Source organism: Methylocystis sp. H62 (genome assembly GCF_015709515.1).
In the GTDB taxonomy this organism is placed as follows: Bacteria; Pseudomonadota; Alphaproteobacteria; order Rhizobiales; family Beijerinckiaceae; genus Methylocystis.
Map to the genome: position 1 here is coordinate 1 of NZ_JADNQZ010000041.1, position 18,397 is coordinate 18,397.

Below are 18,397 nucleotides of genomic sequence, written 5' to 3' on the forward strand. Positions count from 1 at the left end.
AGTTCGACGAGGCGTAGAAGGTATCGGACGTGATCCTGACCTTCGCGCGCCGCCTCGGCGGCGACCTTCTCGTATTCCCGCAGGATCGTCGGCAATTTGAGCTGCCGCAGATGATGGCCGAGCAAAACCCGCGGCGGCGCAGGGATATCGGCAGAGGCGGACGTGGTCATGCCGCCTCCCTGGAAACGAGCGCGAGATAATCGGCGGGCGATGTCGTCTTGACGTTCAGTGACGGCAGGTAGGGATAGGCGGAAAGATCGAGACGCGCGGGCCTGTTCTCAGTTCTTGCGATGACGAGTTGTTTGACTGCGTCGAAACCGATGGCGCCCAGCCTTATGGCGTCGAGCGCCGCGCCTATGACGACGGCTTCGGGAAACACTTCCGTCAGCCGCAGCACCTGAATGAACTCGCGTTTGCCGCGCTTGCCCATGCGCGTTTCCAGAAGTCGGCGCAGATGCGCGAGCGTCTCCGGCAGCGTCCAGCCCTGCAAGGGCGCCGCCTGATCGAGCGCGCCGGGCTTTTGTTCGAGCAGCGCCAGATAATGACGCGGCTCAAAAATAAAATCGTCGCGGGCGTAGCTGCGCGCATGACGGGCGATCAGGGCGCCGTCGCAGAAAATGGCGACCTCGTCGACGAAGCCTTTCGCCAGCACGTCGCGAAAGCCATACTTTGTGGGAACCGAATAATCGTTCGTGCGATAGCGGACGAGCGACAGGGACGAGACCTTTGTCGCGACCTTGTGGCAAGCCTCGAACGGCGTGGCGGGAAGTTCTCGAAAGGCGGCCATGTCGGCGACGAGCCTCTCGCCGATCGTCTGCTCATGCCGGCCGGCGCGCTCGTTCTGGCGAGCGCGGCAGCGCTCCGCGAGCCTGGCGTTGAGCGCTTCGATGGACGGCGCATGCGGAACGGGCGTCAGAAAATTGGCCCGCGAATATTTTACCAGTCCTTCTACTTTCCCCTTGTCGTTGCCCTTGCCCGGGCGACCAAAGCGATCGTCGAACAAAAAATGGCTGACGAGTTCGGTAAAAGCTTGCGTGCGCCGGCGTTTGCCGTCGCCGAGAATCTTCGCCACCGCGATCTTGAGATTGTCATAGAGGATCGACAGCGGAACGCCGCCAAAGAACGCGAAGGCCGACACATGGCCGTCGAGAAAAGCTTCCGTCGTCTCTGCCGCATAGGCCTTGATGAAGCAGGCGTCCGACTGCGGCAGGTCGAAGCAGAACACATGCAGCTTCATCCGCACGCCGCCGATGACGCCGACGCATTCGCCAAAATCCACCTGCGCGTGACCCGGCGGATGAGCGAGCGGCACGAAGACCTCGCGCGAGCGCGTGCGCGCCAGCCGCACATAATCCTTCACCACTGTGTAGCCGCCGGCAAAGCCGTGCTCATCCCGCAGCCGTTCGAAAATCCGCTTCGCCGTATGCCGCTGCTTCGGCGGCGCCGTCTTGTCCGTCTCCAGGATCGCGTCAATCACCGGGAGCAGCGGCCCGAGCTTCGGCCGCTTCGGCGCCTTTGTGCGCACGTAACCCGGCGGCGCCGAATAGCGGCACATCTTCGCGATCGTGTCCCGGCTCAGTCCAAACACGCGCGCCGCTTCACGCCGGCTATTGCCCTCAATGAAAACAAAGCGTCGAACCGCCGCATAAATCTCCACCGCAAACATCCCCGGCCGCCCTCCCGAATCAATGTTCGGGAAGTCAGCCTAAAACTGGCCGGGTTTTACGCCGCCACGCGGCCGCAATATGCGCCGCTCAATGGCCGATTATTGCGCCGCCGCGTACACAATCAGCGGTCGAGCCCAACGAAGCATGGTCTCCTCGCTCGAAGAGAAAACAGACATAGTTCGCGCCGCATCCCGCTTCAAGCAGTGCGATTTTGTGTCGCAAGCGCGCACTGTTCGGAGCCTCCGCTGACGAGAATTGACTGAGACGTGAGGAGCGATCGGACACCCGCTCTCAGCCGATCTTGACTCGGGTGGCGCCGATGAAGGAGTACTTGGGCACTTCGAGATTGGTTGGCGCGGGGCCGGCGCGAATTCGCCCGGATGTGTCGAAGACGGAGCCATGGCAGGGGCAGAGCCATCCGCCATATTCGCCCTCGTAACCGATAGGTATGCAGCCGAGATGCGTGCAGACGCCGACGACGATGAGCCATTCTGGCTTTTTTACGCGCGCGGAGTCGGGCTGGGGATCGCTAAGGTCCGAGAGCGGCGTATTTTGCGCCGCCTCGATCTCCTGCCTCGTGCGATGACGCACGAAGACCGGCCTGCCGCGCCATTTCACCGTGACGATTTGCCCCTCAGCAATGCCGGAGATATCGACCTCTACGGAAGACAACGCCAGCGTCGAGGCGTCGGGACTTATTTGCGCAATGAGCGGCCAGACGGCTCCGGCCATGCCCGCGGCGGCGGCTGCGCCTGTGGCGACGTAAAGTATGTCACGGCGGTTTGGTTGAGCCTCTGCCGTCTCAGCCATCTCTGAGCCTGGAACTCCCTGGCGAGTTTGATGACGATCCCCCCAGCATATAGCGCGCCCGCCAAGTCTCGCGAGGGAGACCTTGGCCAAGCCGCTTGACCGATTAAAGCGGGTAGCATCAAGGCGTCGAACACTTGCGGCGGCGCTCATTACGCTGCCAGGCGAAATCTCGCGTCCAACCACCGCCATGGAGAGCAGCCGATCCTCACGCAGCGGCCGAGCAGAAGACTGGGCGCCGCCCCGAGTTCCGGGCAACCGGGATAGGCCATCGCCGCCGCGAGGATGTGGGTCGCGCCAAGCCAGCCTGCGATGACGGCCAGCGCGATCCAGCTGACGGCTGACCAGGGGAGAGCCAGAGCCAGCGACAGCAGGGCGACACCGACGATCAGCCTGGCTCGGCGCTGCCTCGCGTTCAGCGGACGCCAGTCGGCAGGATCGCCATTGCAACAGGGCGTCAAGCGCTCTTTCATCGCTTACCCCGCGCAGCAGGACAGTTGCTTCACGTCCTTACTGAACGTCTGCGCGGCGAGCTTCAGCCCCTCGACCATCGTCAGGTAAGGGAAGAGCTGATTGGCGAGGTCGTGTACACTCATCCGTGCATGAATGGCGATCACCGCCGCCTGGATGACTTCGCCCGCGTCCGGCGCCACGGCTTGCACGCCAATGAGCCGGCCCGAGCCTGCCTCGGCGACAAGCTTGATGAAGCCTCGCGTGTCGAAATTCGCTAAGGCGCGCGGCACATTGTCGAGCGTCAGTGTGCGGCTGTCGGTCTCGATGCCCTCATGGTGCGCTTCCGCCTCGCTGTAGCCTACGGTGGCGACCTGCGGATCGGTGAACACCACGGCCGGCACGGCGGTCAGATCAAGGGTGGCGTCGCCGCCGCTCATATTAATGGCCGCGCGGGTGCCGGCCGCCGCCGCCACATAAACGAATTGTGGCTGGTTGGTGCAGTCGCCGGCGGCGTAAATATGGGGCGCGCTGGTGCGCATGCGCGTGTCGACGATGATTGCGCCCTGTGGGTTGACGGCGACGCCGGCGGCTTCCAGCGCCAGGCCGCACGTGTTCGGCGCGCGGCCTGTGGCGATCAGCAGCTTGTCGGCGCGCAATTCGCCGTCACCGGTCGTAAGCACGAATTCACCGTCAGCGAACGCCACGTTGCTCGCTCGCGTGTGCTCCAGCACTTCGACGCCCTCCGCCCGGAAAGCGGCCGTGACCGCCTCGCCGATCGCCGGGTCTTCGCGGAAGAACAGCGTGCTGCGCGCGAGGATCGTCACCTTGCCGCCAAGCCTCGCAAAGGCTTGCGCCAGTTCGACGGCCACCACCGACGAGCCGATCACCGCTAGGCGCGCAGGGATTGTGTCGCTCGCCAGCGCCTCGGTCGAGGTCCAGTAGGGCGTCTCTTTCAGTCCGGGAATGGGCGGGACGGCCGGGCTCGCGCCCGTGGCGATGAGGCAGCGGTCGAAACTGATTTCGCTTTCGCCGCCTTCGTTCAGCCGGACGATCAGGCTGCGACCGTCTTGGAACCTGGCTTCGCCACGCAGCACGGCGATGGCGGTATTGCCTTCAAGAATGCCCTCGTATTTAGCGTGCCGCAGCTCATCGACGAGCGCCTGTTGTTGGGCGAGCAGTTTTCCGCGGTCAATTGTTGGCTCGCTCGCCCCAAGGCCCTCGTCGAAGGGGCTCTGCCGGCGCAGATGCGCGATATGAGCGGCGCGGATCATGATTTTGGAGGGCACGCAGCCGACATTGACGCATGTCCCCCCGATCATCCCACGCTCGATCAGCGTGACCCGCGCGCCGTCTTCGGCAGCGCGCAACGCGGCCGCCATCGCTGCTCCGCCGCTGCCGATGATCGCCACACGCAACGGCGCGCCCCGGCGCTCTTGCTTGGCTTCGCGATTGAGTATTTTACCGGGCCCACTCTCTGGAGGGCTGACGCCGCGGGCGCGTTTTGCGACAACTGCTTGATAGCCTGCGGCCTGCACAGCGGCGGAAAGCGCCGCGGGGTCGAGCGCCCCGTCGCCGCTGACTCGCGCCGTCCCTTCGGCGTAGGACACGTTCGCCTCATGCACGCCGGGGGCTTTGAGCAAGACCTTTTCGACATGACTCGCGCAGCTGCCGCAGGTCATGCCGGTGATCTGCAAGACCACACTATTCCCTTCGCGCCTTCGATCGGATGAGGCGGGGGATTCCTCAGAAACGATTCGTTGCCCGAGGACATGGCGCAGGCGCGCGAGAAGCGGCATGGCGTGGCCCATCGCGGCGCCAAACGAATGTTCGAGCGCTGTCTTGATCGAAGGTGTTTCGTCCATGGCTCACTTCTTCAGTTCGGAAGGATAACCGGCCCCTTCGGTCGCCTTGGTGAGCGCTTCGACGTTTGTTTTCGCGTCGTCGTAGGTTACGACGGCTTCCTTCTTCTCGTAACTCACTTCGGCTGATTCCACGCCCTCGACCTTGATCAACGCCTTCTTGACCGTGATCGGGCAGGCGGCGCAGGTCATGCTAGCCACTGACAAAGTGACCGTCTTCGTTGCGGCAAAGGCCGACATGCTGAAAACGGCGGCCATAGCGATGACTGCGGTGAGCTTTTTCATGTTCGGGGTCCTCTTTCAGTAGAACAGCGGAAGCACATAGGGGAAGACGGTCGACCCTCCGATCAGCGCCGCGATGCCCCAGAAGATCATTTTGTAGGCCGACCTCACCCGCGGCGCGGCGCAGGCCTCTCCTGGTTTGCAGGCTGCGGCGGGGCGATAGATTCGACGCCAGGCGAAGAACAGCGCGACGAACGCCGCGCTAAGGAACAGCGGCCGAAATGGCTCGAACACTTTAAAATTGCCGAGCCAGGCGCCGCTGAATCCGAGGCTCACCAGCACCAGCGGCCCAAGGCAGCAGGCCGACGCCAGGATGGCGGCGACGCCGCCGGCGGCCAGCGCCTTGCGGCCGGACGCTCGATCTGCCGCCCGTTGGCCGGATGCTGATCGGTCGGATGCTGTCTCGGACATGATCTGTTCGGACATGGAGGTTTTCCTCGTTTCGTTCCGGAAGCCCCTTCGGGTTTGGCTCGCGCCAACCTCAGGCGCGAACCCAACGTATGAAAAGGAAAAACAGGGCGGCAATGCCTGCCGTCGCCGCGAGCCCCATCGGCGTCATCGCCATCTGGATGAGACCAAGACCTTCGCCGTCACACATTGCCGCTGCCCCCATCGTGTTGCTTGCCAGCGCCGTTCGGCCGGAGTAATCAGACCATAGGGCCTGTAGCTGCTACAGGGTCAAGAGGATTTTTCACGAGCGTCAAGAGGCCGGATATGAAGCAAAAAAATGGGCTCTCGATTGGCGAATTGTCGAAGCAGAGCGGCGTCAACATCGAGACGATCCGCTATTACGAGAAGATCCGCGTCATGCCGGCGCCTGATCGCAGCGCAAGTGGCTACCGCGTTTACGACGCCGACCACCTCAAGCGCTTGAGCTTCGTGCGACGCAGCCGGCAACTTGGGTTCAGCCTCGATGAAATTCGCGGCCTGCTTCGCCTCGTGGATGGACACGCTTACACCTGCGCGCAAGTTCGTGAGCTGACGCTGGATCACCTGGCGGAGATTCAGCGTAAGATCGCGGATTTGAAGCGGCTCGAAAGGGTGATGGCGGAAATGGCGGCTCAGTGCAGCGGGGACCGGGTGCCTGAATGCGCGGTCATTGACGCTCTCTTCGATACGCGGCCGCCAGCCGTTGAACCCTCTGGGCGTCAACCGCCAATGCCGACGGCGACCTCAGTCATGAGGCGGCGGTAGCGTCGGTACATTTTTCCTCTTTCCTCGCTCCAACTCATGCAGCGGCCTGCTCATGGGCTGTCCTTCTTTTTTGGCGCGAGCTGCTCGCCTCACGCCTGCGCACGCCGAACTGCGACTGCCTCGGCCTTTAGGAACTGGACGTGAAGCTCGCCGCGATTGGCAGGATCGTGAACGATCAGCATATGCAGACCATCCGCAACGGCGTTTACGCGGCCGGGGCGGCGCCATCGCGATTTTCCCGGACATGTCCGCTTTCTTGTCCGGCAATCATCCTGCCCGAGTTGCCATTGTCAGACATAGTTTCCGGACAAATTGGCGATGGACCGTGAAATGATCGATTGCCGGACACGGGGTTGAAACATGCGCAGTCTGGCGAAGGCATAGTTCGCGACGCTGCAGCTCAAGCTCTTGAAGGTTGCCGCTTGCCTCGTCGAGACGGCGGCTTTCCGGCGCAGGGATGCGTGCGCCAAGCCCGGCCCCGCGCTTTCGCCGATGTTCTTCAGACCTGGCGCATCGAGTAGCACGTGCTGCGGCCGCCAGCGGCATCCTTGATCAGAATGTCGCGCTCGAGGAGGTCGTCGATGTCGCGCAGCGCGGTATCCTGTGAGCATTTGGCGAGCTTCGCCCATTTCGAAGATGTGAGCTTGCCCTCGAATCCATTCAACAGCCGATTGATGATCGTTCGTTGCCGGTCGTTGAGCCTTTCCCCGGCGTGAGCGTCCCAAAAGCGCGCTTTTCGCAAAACGGAAGCCAAGATCGTCTCAGCGCTTTCGAAAGCTCGGTTCAGGCAGTCGAGGAACCATTCGAGCCAAGCGGTGACGTCGAGGTCGCCTCTCTGGGTTGTTTCCAGGATTTCGTAATAGGCGTTCCGCTCCTGGCGGATTTGCGCCGACATGCTGTAGAAGCGTTGCGGGTTGCCCTCCGAACGCGTGAGTGCGAGGTCGGCGACCGCGCGCGCAATGCGGCCATTGCCGTCCTCGAACGGATGGATCGTGACGAACCACAAGTGCGCGACACCGGCTGTGATTACGGGGTCGATCGACAGGTCGGCCTCGAACCAACCGAGGAAAGCCCGCATCTCTTCCTCGACCCTGACTGCGTCCGGCGCTTCGAAATGCACGTGTTCGCGCCCCGTCGGTCCAGAGACGACCTGCATTGGACCTGACGCCTTGGTGCGCCATGCGCCGACGACGATCTTGCGCATTCCGCTGCGGCCGGTCGGAAACAGCGCGGCATGCCAGGCGAACAGCCGCTCTTTCGTCACCGGCGCCGTATAATTCTGGGTCGCGTCGAGCATCATCTCGACGACGCCTTCCACGTGGCGATCGGCAGGGACGAGTCCAGCAATGTCCATGCCGAGGCGACGAGCAATGGAGGAGCGCACCTGTTCCTTGTCGAGCAGCTCTCCTTCGATCTCGCTGGATTTCAGGACTTCTTCAGTGAGAGTCTGAAGGACCGCTTCGGCCCGCAGCTGAAAGCCGAGCCCCTCCATGCGCCCGATAAGGCGTCCCTGCCGGTGGCGGACAGACGCGAGGCGATCCGCCAAGCGCTCTTGACTCCATCTGAAGGCGGGCCAGTCTTTAGTTTCATGAACGTATGTCATAATAACCGCGTCGCGTGCGGTGATTATAGGGCCCATTCGCCGCGCTCGCAAGTGTTTTCGCCGCAAAAAATGCGGCGATCAAGCCCGGTAAGTCTCTCCCCGGAAGCTGGAGTCCGGCCGAAGGTGCGAGCGGACGCGCGCGCCGCCGCAATATTACCTCGGGACCAAAGTCGACGGCCGACCCCGCAGAGGCCGCGCGTTCGCATAGACGCGCGCCGCCGCGATCCGCTCTTGCGAGAGCCCGTAATCCTCCATGAGGTCGTCGGCCGGGACGCCACGCCGCAGCGCCTCGGCGATCGGCCGCACGAGAATTCTCGTGCCGCGAAAGGTCGCGGCCCCGGCCTGAATCTCGTCGTCTTCGACGATCAAGGCGAGCGCCGCTTCGAGCGCGGAGAGACGTTTGGCCACGCTGTCCGACACGGGCTTGAAGTCGATTGTCATCGGCAATGCGGAGGAGGGAACTGCGAGCTCCTTCACGGATTCGATCGGCTTCTCCTTCAAGAGCGTGGCGAGACGCTTGCGCAGCTCCTGGCGCGCCGGCGCGGCGACATCGCGCGCGATCGATGATCGGCGGCGATAAGGAAGGCGCCTTTCGGCGTCAGGAGAGGCGCGCGTCGGCGGCGTTGCACGAACGGCCGTCCGATGCGGAGCCGATCGATCGCGCGGTCCACGACCGTGGCGTCGAGCCCCGCCACGAACGCGGCGTCCGATTTCGACAACAGCATCGCCGGCATAATGGTTCTCCGACCGATGGAAATATATTGCGCCCGAACCCATCCATGCAAGGCGCGGCCGCTCGCATGGGCTCGTCGGCGGCGCGCCGGCCGGGGCGTTGGCGCCGTCCCGTCCTCTTGGCGCTCCCACTGTTTTCCCGCGACGTACGCCGGCCTGGCCCATGCGTTCGTTCAGGCGGTGTCGCTTCGGGCGAGCGTCGCCTCCGGTCGAGCGTGCGATCGCCTCGCCGATCCGGCTTCTGGCTCCTCACCAGCGCCGCGCCATCGCGACCAGGCGGTTTGGCGCGCGCGACTTGGTCTGCGATCGGCGCCGTCCCAACGGATTTCGTTCCCGCAGGCGCTGCTATTCTTCGCCGAGCGGTTTCGGGACGGTAGCAGCGCTGAGATCGAGGCGCTGGCTCGCTGGCTTCACGAAGCCTGACGTTCCGATAATCAGAATTCGCCGCGTATTTTCTACATCGCTCTCCGTTTACGTGCGCTCGCCTCCGGTTGCATGGCGTTTCGTCCTATGGCCGCAGTCGCCGCCCAAAACCCTGCGGCCACGACAATTTTCCCCTTGGCGCGTGCCGCGCCAATTCCTCGCGCAAGACAAAATTATCGCGGCCTTCTGGTCCTCCACATCGTTTCGGCCTCGCGCCGTTCCGGGGCACGGTTATGGCGTCGCCCTTGCGGCCATCACGGCCAGCCATCGCAACCGGGGCAGCCGCCCCAACGATGGAGAGCAAGATGAAGACTTTCGCGGAATTCCAGATCCTCGGCCGCATCGGCAAGGTTCGTGAAGTCGGGCAGACGACGCGCGTTTCGATCTGCGCCAACTACGCCTTCAAGGACCGCAACGGCGAGATACAGGACAGGCCCTACTGGAACGAGATCACGATCTGGAGCGAGAGCGCCCGCAAATATGTCCGCGACTATGCGAAGCCCGGCGATCTGGTTGTGGCGCGCGGCACACTGAAGCAGAGCAGCTTCGAGAAGGACGGCGAGAAGGTCTACACGGTCGACCTCAACTGCGACGATTTCTCGATCGTCGCTTCCGCCAAGGCGGACAAGTCCGACAAGGACGAGGCCGACGCGGCGCCCGAGACGCAGAAGAAAGCCGCCAAGCGCAAGTGACGCGGAGAACGGGGCGGCCGCGCGCCGCCCCGCCCTTCAAAACGTCGCGGGCAGCGACGCGTACGCTTGCCTTTTTTCAAGTGACGGCTGCCCCGAAGTTTGTCTGGCAAACTTCGGGGGCACGCGCGAAGCGTTGCTCCTCCGCTTGCGACATCTCGCCGACGCGTGTCGCGACTCCCATGGAGTGCGATAGGTCGCGCCCTGGCGCGCCGCGCGCTTTTGCTCATCCTCTTTGAAGCATGTGCGGAAGTTTGTCTGGCAAACTTTCGAGGCGAGACCTGTCCCAAATTACGGCTCAGCGATCCGTCTCGCGCAGCCGACGATCGCTTCCTCTCGAAGTTTGTCGTGCAAACCTGATTCTACCCCTGTGAAATCTCACAGTCGCGCAAGACCAGTTGAATTTGCTTCTTGCGTTGAAACGTCCCGCCGACTGATTCGTCGAAACATCAAATGTCTCGAACCGAAGAAGGACTCATTATGCGTCCATTGCTTCGACTGGAGCCGTCTCGTGAAAGTGATCGTCGTGAACAACGAGAAGGGCGGCGTTGGCAAGAGCACGATCGCCGTCCACCTCGCCTGGTATTTTGCCGAGCATCGCAAACGCGTGCTCTTTCTCGATCTGGACCCGCAGAGCAATGGCACGACGACGCTCTCGGCTCAGATTGGCGAGCCTGAGGCCGCGACGTTCTTTAGCCGCCCCGTCGCCCTTCCGCCGCTGTCCGCGCCCGGCATCCGCGTCGCGCCCGCCACTCCGGCCTTGCGCGGAATTCTCACGGTAGACGGAAAGCTCATTCAGCAGTTTCGTTCGAATCTCGAGGATGCCTCGCGCGCCTATGATGTCGCGGTGATCGACACGCCGCCGACCTTCGGCGTGCGCAATCTCGCCGCGTTGATCGCCGGCCATTTCGTGTTGGCGCCGATCGACCTCGATGATTACGCGATCGACGGCATCGAGACGCTTTTGAAACATATCGTCGGCGTCAGGCAGAAGTACAATCCTGGGCTCAACTTTCTCGGCTTGATACCAAACCGCCTGCAGACGACCTCGCCGCGCCAGCGCGACAATCTGAAAAACCTCGTCCAGAAGTTCGGCACGAAATATCTCTTCGACGGCGTGATCCCGCAGCGCTCGTCGATCGGCGAGGCTCTGGCGGAAAAGAAACCCGTCTGGAGCCTACCGAAGACAGCGGCCCGCGACGCTGGTCGAGAAATGCGGATCGTCTTCGACAAACTCGCCGCGAAAATGGAGCTTACATGAGCTACGCCCAAAAACTCGACGACGTCGCGGCGCTCCTCGACCATCTCGAGGGGCTTGAGCCGCCCATCGGCTCCAATGGCGCGCCGCTGGAGATTGCCTTGAGCCTGATCGAGGAGGACCCTGGACAGCCGCGTCGCAATTTCGATGCGCTGGCGCTCGAAGAATTGGCCGCTTCGATCCGCGAACGCGGCCTGCTCCAGCCGATCGGCATCACCGAAAAGCAAGAAAACGGCATGCATCGCATCGTTTTCGGGGCGCGCCGATTTCGGGCGGCGAATATAGCAGGTCTGACGACCATTAAGGCGATCATTCAGCCAGGGCAGGCCGGCGATGATCCATACGATCAGATGGTCGAAAACATACAGCGCGACGATCTGTCGGCAACCGAGATCGCCGCCTTCATCGAAACGCGGCTGAAAGCCGGGGAGAAGCAAAAGGATATCGCCAGACGCCTCGCCAAGAGCAAGGGCTTCGTCGCGATGCACGCATCGGTCGGGCAGATGCCGAAGGTTCTCCGAGATAAGCTTTCAACATCGCCGCTTCGGGCGGTCTATGAACTCTATCAGCTGTGGAAGCGAGACGCGGCAAGAGTCGAGGAATTCTGCGCGCGGCATGAATCCTTTACGCGCCCGCAAGCCGAAGCGTTCATCGAGGAAGCATCTGCGAAGCCGAACGACAGCGACAAAGCAGATTTGTCGACAGATCGGAATTTCCGCCCGGAGCATCTTGCGCCTCAGCCGGTAGAGGAGGCCTCGAAAAAGGACGCACGAGGGCTGCGCACGGGCGAGCTCGCTCCGGCGGCGCCACGAAAATCTTCATCTGAGGTCATCGTACGAGTCCGCCATGAGCAACGAGGCGGTCGCTTAGTTCTTGGGCGGGTTTCGAATAGAGGGTCGCACTTTGCGCTCGTCGTATTGGACGAGCGTGACGACGAAGCCGATGTGTTGCTCTCCGAACTCGCCCTTATCGAGATGCGAATGGAGGCATCTCTCCCGTAAGGATTTGTCGAGCCACGCGTCAGGTAGCGGCTTTTCCATCCCGCAGGGACGAAGCGAAGCGGAGCGCCCGGAGGCCGAACGCGCTCATCAAATAGCGCCGTAGTGACGCCGGAGGGTGTGGGAAAGGCGCGGGGGAAAGGGGAGAGGGTCTGCAGCCGTCGTCTCGATCTTCATGCCGCCGCGAACGATCCGAGTCAGTTGAAGAACTCGCCGCGAGGCCACGGCCACCAATCGGAATCGAGCCCCGAAACTTCAAGATGGAGCGCATCGTGTTTTTCGAGGGCGAGTGCAGGATAGGCTTGCCGCCAGCCGTTTTTAAACACCTCGCCCTCTGAAGGGACCAAACGTACGCATGACGTTTCTGGGATTTCATATTGACGACGCGCTGGCCAAAAAATTCGCGGCGATGGCGGCGAACGAAGGGGGCAAGTCCGCCATGATGCGGCGTCTCGTCGAGCGAGCGGTCGGCGACGGAAGAGCAGCGGCGCGTGCGACGATGCCGACAAGTGCGTCGCGCAAGGTAACGATCAGACTGAGCGAACGCGAGCTGCATCTTCTGGCGACCATCGCCGCGCAGCGCGGCATGAACCGCACGCAATGGATCGCATCGCTGGTACGGGCGCGGATCGGCTCGCCTGTGCAGCAGCCGCATGACGAGCGCCAGGCGCTGCGAGCGGTGGCGCGCGAGCTGAATCGCATCGGCGGCAACATCAATCAGATCGCCCATGCCGCCAATCTCGATCGGCTGATCGGCCCCTCGGTGAAAATCGAGGCCGACGCAGTTCGGGAGGCCTCGGCGTGCATCGAGAGCGCGCTCGCTGAGCTGCGCGCGGCGCTGAAGCGGAACGCCGATTATTGGGAAGGCCGTTGATGAGCGGAGAGGGAGATCGGGACCTCGAACTGCCGCCGATCTCCTACGTCTGGCAAACGCCGGTCCGGAAACCGAGGCGCGCCAAGTGGGAGATTCCCGATCTTACCAATCCACATACGCTCACGCCCGCCATGCGGGCCAAGTTGCAGCGGATCGTCGCCCAGACGCCGGAGGTCATGGTCAAGATCACCGGCAAGACCAAGACCATCGGCCATCTCAAATCGCATCTCGAATATATCACCCGCAACGGCGAACTCGCGGCGGAAACGGAGGTCGGCGCTGTCATGGAAGGGCGGCACGGCTTGCACGACATCCAGGCGCAGTGGGCCGACGACGCGGCGCTCGATGCGAGCCGGCGTCAGGATGGGCCGTTATCCCATAACATCATCCTGTCGATGCCACCCGGAACGGACCCGGTCGCCGTGAAGGATGCGGTCCGCGCCTTCGCGATCGAAACCTTCGGCGGGCAACACGATTATGTTTTCGTGCAGCATCTCGACGATAAGCATCCGCATGTTCACCTAACCGTGCGCTCCCTAGGTTACGACGGCAAGCGCCTCAATCCGCGCAAAGCCGATCTTGCGACATGGCGCGAGCAATTCGCCGGCGAATTGCGATTGCGCGGCGTTGAGGCGGAGGCGACGCCGCGCCGCGCACGCGGCAAGGTCAGGCGGGCCGAGCGCGGCGTCGTTCGCACGATCAGAAAGCGCGGCGAGCAGCCGCGCGTAGAACGACTCGCTCGCGAGGAGACCGTGAGGGAGGCGCGTGGAAACAAAATCTCGGCGCATCAGTGGGACGCGAAGACGCGCGAAAGACAGATGGCGATCAAGGAGGCCTATCGACGACAGGCTGAGGAGTTGCAGCGTTCTGTGAGCGCGGCTGACCGCGACCTGGCGACGCAAGTGTTGCAGTTCGTGGCGAACATGCCCGAGTTCGAAACCAAACGCGATCGGCTTTTGAAAGAGCTCGCCAAGGCGATCAGTAAGACCCGGCCGCCGCAGCATGGAAGAGACAAGGAAAGGGGCGGGCCGGAGTCGGAGAGGTGAGCGTCGTCTGCGAGCCGTCCATCAGACGCCCTTGCGATCGTCATCGTCAAATGTCCGCTGAGTAACAACTCTCAAAACATATGCTCAGAATGGGTTCTTCTCGATTTGACCCATTAGCAGCCTCAGTTGGCCCTACTTGCGAATGGCCGGAACGAGAGACAAGCCGACGTTCTGAACTAAGAGATTGGTGCGAAGTTCACAAATCTTGTACTAGGCGGAGGCGCTCGTGCGATATGGTGAAATCGCGTTCTTTGCCCCCGTCACGCTTGCAAACGAAGAGCCGCCGATGACTCATCGCCGACAGTTTCCATATTTGCGGCTTATGTAAATTATTTGAAGAGAGATCACGTCATGCTGTGGGCCGAGCGCATCCTTCGTACATGTATGTGAACGTGCGGGCGCCGCGCGCGTACTCCGTTCGAATCTTGGTCAGTTCGAAACCGGCCGAGCGTATCAGGTTATCCATTGTCCGATCCAAGTGACAACCGCCTGATATGGGGCCCCAGATAGGGGTGAGTCGATGCTGCCAGCGCTCGACACCGGCCTCGGGGGAAAGTCCGTGTTCGATAGAGAGCAGCCTGCCATCTGGTTTAAGCACCCGCCGTATCTCGCGCAGCGCGGTCAGCGGGTCGGGAATCGAACAAAGCGTCCAGGTCATCACGATCGTGTCTATTGTGTCGTCGGCGAGAGGGATCGCGGTCGCAGACGCTTGTAGGAGTTCGGTGAGGACGCGAGCCGCCTCGGCGCGTCGGCTCGCCATCGCGAGCAAACGGGGCGAAGGATCGATTCCGATAACAATCTCGACCTGTTCGCTATAGAACGGGAAATTCAGTCCCGAGCCGACCCCGATTTCGAGCACCCGGCCGCTGGCGGCGGCCACAACCTCGCGACGATACTTCTCGAGCTGGGTCTGACGCATGACCAGATCGAGCAGCGGCGGAAAAACCCAGCGATCATAGACGTTCACGACGACGCCTCCGCTCGCCAGCGCTTCGCGGTCAGAGAAATGACCCGCAGTGACTCCTCCGCGCCATCCATGACTCCTTTTTCGAAGTCTCCCTCGACCCGGCCCATCTGATTGGTCACATGCGCGAAGCAGATTGCGGATCGACCACGCGCCTTCGCAAGAGCGTAGAGCGCTGCGGCCTCCATTTCGACCGCGAGAATTCCGGTCCGCAATGCGGCGTCGATCGCCGCTTCCGTTTCCCGAAAGGGGGCGTCGGTCGTCCAGGAGGCGCCGACCTGCGCCGAGATTCCCGCCGCAGTGAGCGCCTCGCGCGAGAGCTGGACCAGTCGTGGATCCGCCTCGCTGTAATCGGACGGCGGCAGATAGTGATAGCTTGCACCTTCGTCGCGTAGCGCGCGGTCGATGACGATGAAGTACGGCGGAGCTTGCACCGGAAGGATTTGCCCTGCCGAAGTCACGCTGATCAGGAGCCGGCAGCCGGCGGCGAACAGCTCTTCCGCGACCAGAACGGCAAAAGCGGCGCCGACGGCGCAACCGACAATTCCATATTCGTGCCCGTCATGACGAAATAGGTAAAGATCGGTGTGATAGCAGGCCCAGCCGGGATGGTGATCGGCATAGCCCGCAACACGCAGGCGCCGCACAATGTCGCCATCGGGATCGAGAACGCAGATTTGGGGAACGGCGGCGACGGAAAGGCCTTTCTGGCGGCGCGCCTCGCGCAACAGGCTCTCGGGCGTGAAGGCGGACGGCGCGTCGTAATGCTTATGAGAAAGGATCGGCGGCGTTTTCATTTCACTCTCCGGCGCGGCGCTAGCAACTTCTTGCTGTTTTGCGATAGGCTTTGTTGCCGATACGGCGATGAAGGCCGCTCCGAGAGCCGTTTTTCGCCCGAGCCACGGGTCGAACGGAGCAAGCAACCGCGCGGCGGCCCCGCAGGGCGGATAATAGACGGCGCCGCGCATCTCGATCGTATCGAGTCCGGCGGCGCCCAGGAGTTCGCAAAGCTCCCCCGTCGTGTGGAACGTCGCCTCTCGCCAAGTTGGATGGCCGAGCCAGCCGCGAATGCGCCGATAGGCGGCCCATGGGCTCCAGCGCCCGAGTTCGCCGATGATGAGCCGACCTCCTGGCTTCAGCACGCGAGCCATTTCCGCCACGGCCCGCTCGCCGTCGCGAACGAAGCAGAGCACCGCCACCGCGAGGACGCTGTCGAACGTTGCGTCCGGGAATGGCAGCGCCTCGGCCTTTCCTTCGACGAGCCGCAATTGAGCGCCCTCGATCACGGCCCGCCGTCGCGCGGCGGCGGTCATCGCCGGGTCCGGATCGAGGCCGGTTACAATTGCCCCGCGCCGGGCAAGCTCCGACGCAAAGGCGCCGTCGCCGCAGCCTACGTCGAGTGCTGTCTTGCCGGCGAAGGCGCCGAGAAGGTCGAAGAGGAGCTGTTGCTCCAATGCGTCGGTGATCTGGCCGAGACGGCTCGATCGCCAGCGAGCGTAAGATTCGCTCAGCCCTGTCGTTTGCGCGCCGCTCATAAGGCTTTCGCCTCCTCAGTTCGCGGCGCCGAGCGCGTCGGACAAACCTTCGATCACCGCATCGATTTCATCGCGGGTCGTGCCGCGCCCGAGACTGAAGCGGATAGCGCCCATGCCGACGTGAGGAGCGACGCCCATGGCCTCCAGCACCGGCGACAGCGTGACGCGGCCGGAGTGACACGCCGATCCCGTCGAGGCCGCGACGCCGTCGAGCCGCGCCAGAACTTCGGCGCCGATCCGGCCAACGAAGGAAACATTGAGCGTGTTCGGCAGGCGATGAACCGGATGGCCGTTGAGGGCGACGCGATCCCCGAAACGCTCCCGCAACTCTCGCCAGAAATGATCGCGCAATTCGCAAACGCGATCCATGGGCGAAAGATCGCGCGCAAGCTCGCAAGCCTTGCCGAGGCCGACCGCGAGCAGGGCGCTCTCGGTGCCGGCACGTCTCCCGCCCTCGTGTCCGGCGCCGTGAATGAGCGGTTCGAGCGAGACGCCACGGCGCACGAACAGCGCCCCCACTCCCTTTGGCGCATAAAGCTTGTGGCCGGCGACCGACAGAAGATCGACGCCGAGCGCGTTCACGTCGGTGGCGACCTTGCCGGCGGACTGGGCGGCATCGGTGTGAAACAGCACGCCATGCTCATGAGCGATCCTGGCGATATCCTCGATCGGCTGGATAGTTCCGACCTCGTTGTTGGCGTGCATGACGGAAACGAGGACGGTGCGCGACGTGATCGCCTTGCGGAGGTCGTCGGGCTCGATGAGGCCAGCGCCGTCCACCGGCAAATAGGTGACGTTTACGCCGAGGCGCTCCAGAAACCGGCAGGGTTCGATGATCGCTGGATGTTCGATGGCGGTCGTGACGATATGGTCGCCCTTGGCGCGCAACGTGAAGCAGGCGCCCTTGAGCGCGAAATTATTGGCCTCGCTGCCGCCGCTCGTGAAGACGATTTCGTCGCTCTCGCAGCCGAACAGCGCCGCTGTCTGGCCGCGCGCCGTTTCGATGCCGGCCTTCGCGCCGGTTGACGCCCAATGGCCGCTCGACGGATTGCCGTAATGATCGTCGAGAAACGGCCGCATCGCGTTCGCGACCGCCGGATCAATCGGCGTGCTGGCGTTGTAATCGAGATAGATGCGCCGCATGGCCTAAAACACCAAGACCTTGTCGGCTTCCAGGGTCGCCGCCGCAAGTTCGTCCATCGTGCTGCGGTGGGCGCCTTCCAGAGCAGCGGCCTCGTCGAGGCCGCGCGCGTCCATGCAGGCGCCGCAAAGAAGCACCACGCCCCTTCTGGCCAGCACGCGCTTAAGCATTTTCTCGACGTTGTAACAGCCGTCCGGCGTCTTTTGGCCAGACTTGGCCGCGATGACCGCGTCCGCCATCAGGAAGATGGTCACTTCCGCCCGCGAATCTTTCTGTAGCGCATGGGCGAGCCGCAGCGCGTTGTAGCAACGCTCGGTCCCATAGGGCGGGTCATTTAGAATGAATAGAGTCTTCATGGAAATTGCCTTTCCCTTGCCCCAAGGAACTTCTCGCATCGCTTCATGCTTGCGCTGCGTGGTCAAGCGCACAGCTCTGTCGCGTCCCGCGATCATGGCCGAGCGCGGACATTCCAAGACTCGTTCTGACGCGAACGGGTTATTGATCGAGCACGCGTCGACGCTCTTCGAACTCTTCCTTGTCGATCTCGCCGCGGGCGAAACGCTCCTTGAGAATATCGAGCGGCGTGCGTCCTGGAGGCGGTTGGTATGGCGGCTGGACCCCAATCCACGGGCCGCCAATCCAACGGACGAGAAGTACGACGACCGCGATCACCGCGGCGAGCGCCAGGATCATGAAAAGCGGGCCAAAGATCATGCCGTACCAGCCTCCGTCCCACATCATATGCGACATGTGTCGCTCCCAATCATATTTGTCGGGCTCGGTTGGAGTTTGCGCCCAGCTCCAGGCGGGTCGCATGATCAGCGCGGCGCACGAAGCCGTCGCCATAAGTGTCCTGTGACCGTTCATGTCTT

The 18,397-nt window shown here is 62.8% G+C and carries 20 protein-coding genes; 6 read left to right on the forward strand and 14 right to left on the reverse strand.

What is annotated here, in order from left to right; all coding sequences use genetic code 11:
* Positions 1–166: 166 nt before the first annotated feature.
* The 6 genes from istA to merT all read right to left on the reverse strand — a co-directional run bounded on the left by istA (position 167) and on the right by merT (position 5,479).
* The gene (gene istA / locus IYY11_RS03235) at positions 167–1,666 is read right to left on the reverse strand and encodes an IS21 family transposase (protein ID WP_196402689.1); all 1,500 of its coding nucleotides are present in this window, start codon (positions 1,664–1,666) and stop codon (positions 167–169) included.
* 292 nt (positions 1,667–1,958) lie between these two features.
* On the reverse strand, positions 1,959–2,477 hold the full coding sequence (petA, locus tag IYY11_RS03240) for a ubiquinol-cytochrome c reductase iron-sulfur subunit (protein ID WP_196402690.1): 519 nt from the start codon (positions 2,475–2,477) through the stop codon (positions 1,959–1,961).
* 149 nt (positions 2,478–2,626) lie between these two features.
* A complete protein-coding gene (locus IYY11_RS03245) occupies positions 2,627–2,947 on the reverse strand; it encodes a hypothetical protein (RefSeq protein WP_196402691.1) in 321 nt (106 codons plus the stop codon).
* 3 nt (positions 2,948–2,950) lie between these two features.
* Positions 2,951–4,606: a mercury(II) reductase gene (merA, locus tag IYY11_RS03250; protein WP_246719595.1), complete on the reverse strand. Its 1,656-nt coding sequence runs from the start codon at positions 4,604–4,606 to the stop codon at positions 2,951–2,953.
* A gap of 186 nt (positions 4,607–4,792) precedes the next feature.
* Positions 4,793–5,071 (reverse strand): mercury resistance system periplasmic binding protein MerP, encoded by a 279-nt coding sequence (merP, locus tag IYY11_RS03255; protein ID WP_196402692.1) that lies wholly within the window; start codon positions 5,069–5,071, stop codon positions 4,793–4,795.
* 15 nt (positions 5,072–5,086) lie between these two features.
* Positions 5,087–5,479, reverse strand: a complete 393-nt coding sequence (merT, locus tag IYY11_RS03260; RefSeq protein WP_210331222.1) for a mercuric ion transporter MerT — start codon at positions 5,477–5,479, stop codon at positions 5,087–5,089.
* A gap of 303 nt (positions 5,480–5,782) precedes the next feature.
* On the opposite strand from merT, the gene IYY11_RS03265 reads away from it, so the two are divergent.
* Positions 5,783–6,262, forward strand: a complete 480-nt coding sequence (locus IYY11_RS03265) for a MerR family transcriptional regulator (protein ID WP_196402694.1) — start codon at positions 5,783–5,785, stop codon at positions 6,260–6,262.
* Positions 6,263–6,761: 499 nt separating this feature from the next.
* Here the strand turns inward: IYY11_RS03265 and IYY11_RS03270 are convergent, their stop codons facing one another.
* The 3 genes from IYY11_RS03270 to IYY11_RS03280 all read right to left on the reverse strand — a co-directional run bounded on the left by IYY11_RS03270 (position 6,762) and on the right by IYY11_RS03280 (position 8,599).
* On the reverse strand, positions 6,762–7,865 hold the full coding sequence (locus tag IYY11_RS03270) for a Fic family protein (protein WP_196402695.1): 1,104 nt from the start codon (positions 7,863–7,865) through the stop codon (positions 6,762–6,764).
* Between the two features lie 153 nt (positions 7,866–8,018).
* Positions 8,019–8,342, reverse strand: coding sequence for a DUF433 domain-containing protein (locus IYY11_RS03275; protein ID WP_196402696.1), 324 nt, complete (start codon positions 8,340–8,342; stop codon positions 8,019–8,021).
* A gap of 20 nt (positions 8,343–8,362) precedes the next feature.
* Positions 8,363–8,599: a hypothetical protein gene (locus IYY11_RS03280; protein WP_196402697.1), complete on the reverse strand. Its 237-nt coding sequence runs from the start codon at positions 8,597–8,599 to the stop codon at positions 8,363–8,365.
* Between the two features lie 726 nt (positions 8,600–9,325).
* Between IYY11_RS03280 and IYY11_RS03285 the strand changes: the two genes are divergently transcribed.
* The 5 genes from IYY11_RS03285 to IYY11_RS03305 all read left to right on the forward strand — a co-directional run bounded on the left by IYY11_RS03285 (position 9,326) and on the right by IYY11_RS03305 (position 13,885).
* On the forward strand, positions 9,326–9,712 hold the full coding sequence (locus IYY11_RS03285; protein WP_246719591.1) for a single-stranded DNA-binding protein: 387 nt from the start codon (positions 9,326–9,328) through the stop codon (positions 9,710–9,712).
* Positions 9,713–10,220: 508 nt separating this feature from the next.
* Entirely contained in the window at positions 10,221–10,970 is a 750-nt protein-coding gene (locus tag IYY11_RS03290; RefSeq protein ID WP_196402699.1) for a ParA family protein, read from the forward strand.
* Positions 10,967–11,968: a ParB/RepB/Spo0J family partition protein gene (locus IYY11_RS03295; protein WP_196402700.1), complete on the forward strand. Its 1,002-nt coding sequence runs from the start codon at positions 10,967–10,969 to the stop codon at positions 11,966–11,968. Before IYY11_RS03290 ends, IYY11_RS03295 begins: the two co-directional genes overlap by 4 nt.
* Before the next feature lie 352 nt (positions 11,969–12,320).
* Positions 12,321–12,839 (forward strand): plasmid mobilization protein, encoded by a 519-nt coding sequence (locus IYY11_RS03300; protein WP_196402701.1) that lies wholly within the window; start codon positions 12,321–12,323, stop codon positions 12,837–12,839.
* Positions 12,839–13,885 carry a relaxase/mobilization nuclease domain-containing protein gene (locus tag IYY11_RS03305; protein WP_196402702.1) on the forward strand — a complete coding sequence of 349 codons (1,047 nt, stop codon included), beginning with the start codon at positions 12,839–12,841 and terminating at the stop codon, positions 13,883–13,885. Before IYY11_RS03300 ends, IYY11_RS03305 begins: the two co-directional genes overlap by 1 nt.
* A 349-nt stretch (positions 13,886–14,234) precedes the next feature.
* Here IYY11_RS03305 and IYY11_RS03310 read toward each other — a convergent pair whose 3' ends face one another.
* The 5 genes from IYY11_RS03310 to IYY11_RS03335 form a co-directional block, all read right to left on the reverse strand.
* Entirely contained in the window at positions 14,235–14,852 is a 618-nt protein-coding gene (locus IYY11_RS03310) for a class I SAM-dependent methyltransferase (RefSeq protein ID WP_409455215.1), read from the reverse strand.
* Entirely contained in the window at positions 14,849–16,384 is a 1,536-nt protein-coding gene (locus IYY11_RS23440) for a methyltransferase domain-containing protein (RefSeq protein WP_312029692.1), read from the reverse strand. Before IYY11_RS23440 ends, IYY11_RS03310 begins: the two co-directional genes overlap by 4 nt.
* A gap of 15 nt (positions 16,385–16,399) precedes the next feature.
* Positions 16,400–17,527 carry a cysteine desulfurase family protein gene (locus IYY11_RS03325; RefSeq protein WP_196402703.1) on the reverse strand — a complete coding sequence of 376 codons (1,128 nt, stop codon included), beginning with the start codon at positions 17,525–17,527 and terminating at the stop codon, positions 16,400–16,402.
* Between the two features lie 3 nt (positions 17,528–17,530).
* The gene (locus IYY11_RS03330; protein ID WP_196402704.1) at positions 17,531–17,881 is read right to left on the reverse strand and encodes a DsrE/DsrF/TusD sulfur relay family protein; all 351 of its coding nucleotides are present in this window, start codon (positions 17,879–17,881) and stop codon (positions 17,531–17,533) included.
* 139 nt (positions 17,882–18,020) lie between these two features.
* Positions 18,021–18,392, reverse strand: a complete 372-nt coding sequence (locus IYY11_RS03335; RefSeq protein WP_196402705.1) for an SHOCT domain-containing protein — start codon at positions 18,390–18,392, stop codon at positions 18,021–18,023.
* Between the last annotated feature and the right edge of the window lie 5 nt (positions 18,393–18,397).

Excerpts from the sequence above, each read along its gene's own strand:
- istA (WP_196402689.1), bottom strand. The coding sequence starts at position 1,666 with ATGTTTGCGGTGGAGATTTATGCGGCGGTTCGACGCTTTGTTTTCATT.
- petA (WP_196402690.1), bottom strand. The coding sequence starts at position 2,477 with ATGGCTGAGACGGCAGAGGCTCAACCAAACCGCCGTGACATACTTTAC.
- IYY11_RS03245 (WP_196402691.1), bottom strand. The coding sequence starts at position 2,947 with ATGAAAGAGCGCTTGACGCCCTGTTGCAATGGCGATCCTGCCGACTGG.
- merA (WP_246719595.1), bottom strand. The coding sequence starts at position 4,606 with ATGACCTGCGGCAGCTGCGCGAGTCATGTCGAAAAGGTCTTGCTCAAA.
- merP (WP_196402692.1), bottom strand. The coding sequence starts at position 5,071 with ATGAAAAAGCTCACCGCAGTCATCGCTATGGCCGCCGTTTTCAGCATG.
- merT (WP_210331222.1), bottom strand. The coding sequence starts at position 5,479 with ATGTCCGAGACAGCATCCGACCGATCAGCATCCGGCCAACGGGCGGCA.
- IYY11_RS03265 (WP_196402694.1), top strand. The coding sequence starts at position 5,783 with ATGAAGCAAAAAAATGGGCTCTCGATTGGCGAATTGTCGAAGCAGAGC.
- IYY11_RS03270 (WP_196402695.1), bottom strand. The coding sequence starts at position 7,865 with ATGACATACGTTCATGAAACTAAAGACTGGCCCGCCTTCAGATGGAGT.
- IYY11_RS03280 (WP_196402697.1), bottom strand. The coding sequence starts at position 8,599 with ATGCCGGCGATGCTGTTGTCGAAATCGGACGCCGCGTTCGTGGCGGGG.
- IYY11_RS03285 (WP_246719591.1), top strand. The coding sequence starts at position 9,326 with ATGAAGACTTTCGCGGAATTCCAGATCCTCGGCCGCATCGGCAAGGTT.
- IYY11_RS03295 (WP_196402700.1), top strand. The coding sequence starts at position 10,967 with ATGAGCTACGCCCAAAAACTCGACGACGTCGCGGCGCTCCTCGACCAT.
- IYY11_RS03300 (WP_196402701.1), top strand. The coding sequence starts at position 12,321 with ATGACGTTTCTGGGATTTCATATTGACGACGCGCTGGCCAAAAAATTC.
- IYY11_RS03305 (WP_196402702.1), top strand. The coding sequence starts at position 12,839 with ATGAGCGGAGAGGGAGATCGGGACCTCGAACTGCCGCCGATCTCCTAC.
- IYY11_RS23440 (WP_312029692.1), bottom strand. The coding sequence starts at position 16,384 with ATGAGCGGCGCGCAAACGACAGGGCTGAGCGAATCTTACGCTCGCTGG.
- IYY11_RS03325 (WP_196402703.1), bottom strand. The coding sequence starts at position 17,527 with ATGCGGCGCATCTATCTCGATTACAACGCCAGCACGCCGATTGATCCG.
- IYY11_RS03330 (WP_196402704.1), bottom strand. The coding sequence starts at position 17,881 with ATGAAGACTCTATTCATTCTAAATGACCCGCCCTATGGGACCGAGCGT.
- IYY11_RS03335 (WP_196402705.1), bottom strand. The coding sequence starts at position 18,392 with ATGAACGGTCACAGGACACTTATGGCGACGGCTTCGTGCGCCGCGCTG.